This is a genomic window from Microcoleus sp. BR0-C5, assembly GCF_036705045.1.
Classification (GTDB): domain Bacteria; phylum Cyanobacteriota; class Cyanobacteriia; order Cyanobacteriales; family Microcoleaceae; genus Microcoleus.
Genome location: NZ_JAUBTR010000174.1, coordinates 1 through 2363, shown reverse-complemented (window position 1 = coordinate 2363; position 2363 = coordinate 1). Strand labels below are relative to the sequence as shown.

The window sequence follows — 2363 nt, the reverse complement described above, 5'->3', positions numbered from 1 at the left end:
AGTAATCTCTTCAGGCTTGAATTTTTAAATTTTATAACCATCAATTCTATTTAAAGACCTGCGGAATGTGGGTTTAAGCATCATGATAGTTACCTCTTGTGAGTAGTTATGTCACTTGCATCAAAACTCAGTGGGCAGCAATACGTGTAGGAGCCAGCAACAAGAAGCGCCTCGATCTACAACCAAGATGAGTAACGATCCTGGCCGTAGGCGGCGGGTTTAGACATTGAGGTTTTCTGGCTCCTACACTGAGTCGCGATCGCTGGCATGATCGAGCAGTGCGTTTGAGGGCAATCCCGGATCAAGCACCTTGCGCGCACTATCAACCCCTACAACGGGCAGTGTCAGCGGATCAAGCATGCCGAGTTGAACCAATACACTCGCCTGATCCCAGTAGAGGTGTTCATGAGCTAACTTGCCGTCACGGAACCGAATAATCGCGACCACTGGCACTTCAACCTGTTTCCCGGTCGGAGCAATGCCGGGTAGCATCCAGTCCATCTGGAGGGTATGAGTAAACTTAACCAGCATTTCATCGACGAGTTGATTGGTTCCGATTGTGCGCGAGACCGGAGCCAGCTCTATATCCGGCGGCATCTGTGGAATGAAGTACTTGGAATAAAACTCACGCAGTGCCGGTTTCCCTACTCCCCCAGTCATTACCGGGATGTGATTCACGTAAGCATCCTCAACCATTGTAGCGAGAGCATCTTCAGGGCTGTGAGTACCAAACTCGTGCCCGATATGCTCTTCCCAGACCGCTTGTAAAGCTTCCTGAGCAGGTGTCAGGTTGGGGGTGGCCTGTACATTTGCTTGTTTGTCTACAGTTTGCTCTTTGACCACGTTGAATTCTCCAGGTTCTACATATCTAGAGTGTATTGAGTTCTAATGCTTGACTTCTTTCAGATTCTTACGATGATTTATCAGATTCTCACGATGTTAGCGAACTTGCTTTGGGGTCATTCCAGTGAAAGGCTTAAACTGTTACGTCAAATAGTTTTGACTAGAGAATCCCACTTGTAAGGCAATGTCCATGATCGCTAAAATCCGCTTTTACCAATTCAGCACAGACTTGCAGAACCACTTTTATATCCGTTTTCTCTGTCTTGTTACCCTAGCGGAACTTAAGTTGAACCATGCCCGCATATTTTAATTGTTTAAGAGTGGCGACATTTGCATTCCAATCAATTCAATGGAGCGCATCAGTTGGGCATGGTTCATCTGCGCGTTGTCCATTTGAAAAGTTACTCTCGAAATGCCGCCGAGCGATTCGCTGTGACGGCGAATTTTCTCCGCCACTTCTTCGGGACTGCCGACCAGTAACGCGCCGGTCGCGCTGCGCTGCGCGTCAAAAGCGGTGCGCGTAACGGGCGGCCAGCCTCTCTCTCTGCCAATTTTAGTGAACGTTTCGGCGTAGCCCGGAAAGAATTCTTCAACGGCTTGCTCGGTCGTGTCGGCGACATAACCGATTGAATGCAATGAAACTTTCAATGTTTCGGGCGCGTGTCCAGCGCGCTCTCCGGCATCGCGGTATAAATCTACGAGCGAGCGAAAGCGGTGCGTTTCGCCGCCGATAATGGCGACCACGAGCGGCAGTCCAAGCATTCCGGCGCGGCGGAAAGATTGCGGTGTACCGCCGACCCCGATCCAGATGGGAAACGGCTTTTGCAGCGGACGCGGATAAATCGCTTGGTTTTCCAGCGCGGGGCGAAATTTGCCCGACCAATCGACCGTTTCATTGTCCCGAATTTTGAGCAAGAGTTCCAGCTTTTCAGCGAAAATCTCGTCGTAATCGCCGAGACTAAATCCGAATAGCGGAAAGGCTTCGGTGAACGAGCCGCGCCCGACAACCATTTCGGCGCGACCTTTTGAAATTAAATCGAGCGTGGCGAATTGTTGAAACACGCGCACCGGGTCAGCCGCGCTTAGCACTGTAACCGCGCTGGTTAGACGGATGCGCTCGGTGCGTGCGGCGGCAGCGGCGAGAATAACTGCATTTGCCGAATCTAAAAATTCATGCCGATGATGCTCGCCGATACCGAAGATATCCAAGCCGGAACGATCCGCCTGCTCTATTCTCTCCAGCAGTTCGGCGACAGATTGCGTGGCATCCGCCGTTTCACCATTTTCACTCGTTCCAACTGAGGCAAAACTGTCAATCCCAACTTCCATATCATTTCCCAAGCGTTTTGCGAATGAAATAGACTTAATCCGAAATAGTAGAAAGCCTTGCTGTACGAGTTAAGCTGCTGTTCTCTCGCTCAGCAAAGAACGCCTAAACCATCATCAACCCACATTCCGCAGTTCTGGCTTTGATGACTAAGGATTTTCATACCTTCACTGTAGGAAAAATATCTGTGCCT

At 50.1% G+C, this 2363-nt stretch carries 2 protein-coding genes; both read right to left on the bottom strand.

Features of this window, described 5'->3' with window-relative positions:
- Positions 1–243: 243 nt before the first annotated feature.
- Positions 244–843: a nuclear transport factor 2 family protein gene (locus tag QUB08_RS31650; protein WP_333230227.1), complete on the bottom strand. Its 600-nt coding sequence runs from the start codon at positions 841–843 to the stop codon at positions 244–246.
- A gap of 306 nt (positions 844–1149) precedes the next feature.
- Positions 1150–2172, bottom strand: coding sequence for an LLM class flavin-dependent oxidoreductase (locus QUB08_RS31645; protein WP_333230225.1), 1023 nt, complete (start codon positions 2170–2172; stop codon positions 1150–1152).
- Positions 2173–2363: the final 191 nt, after the last annotated feature.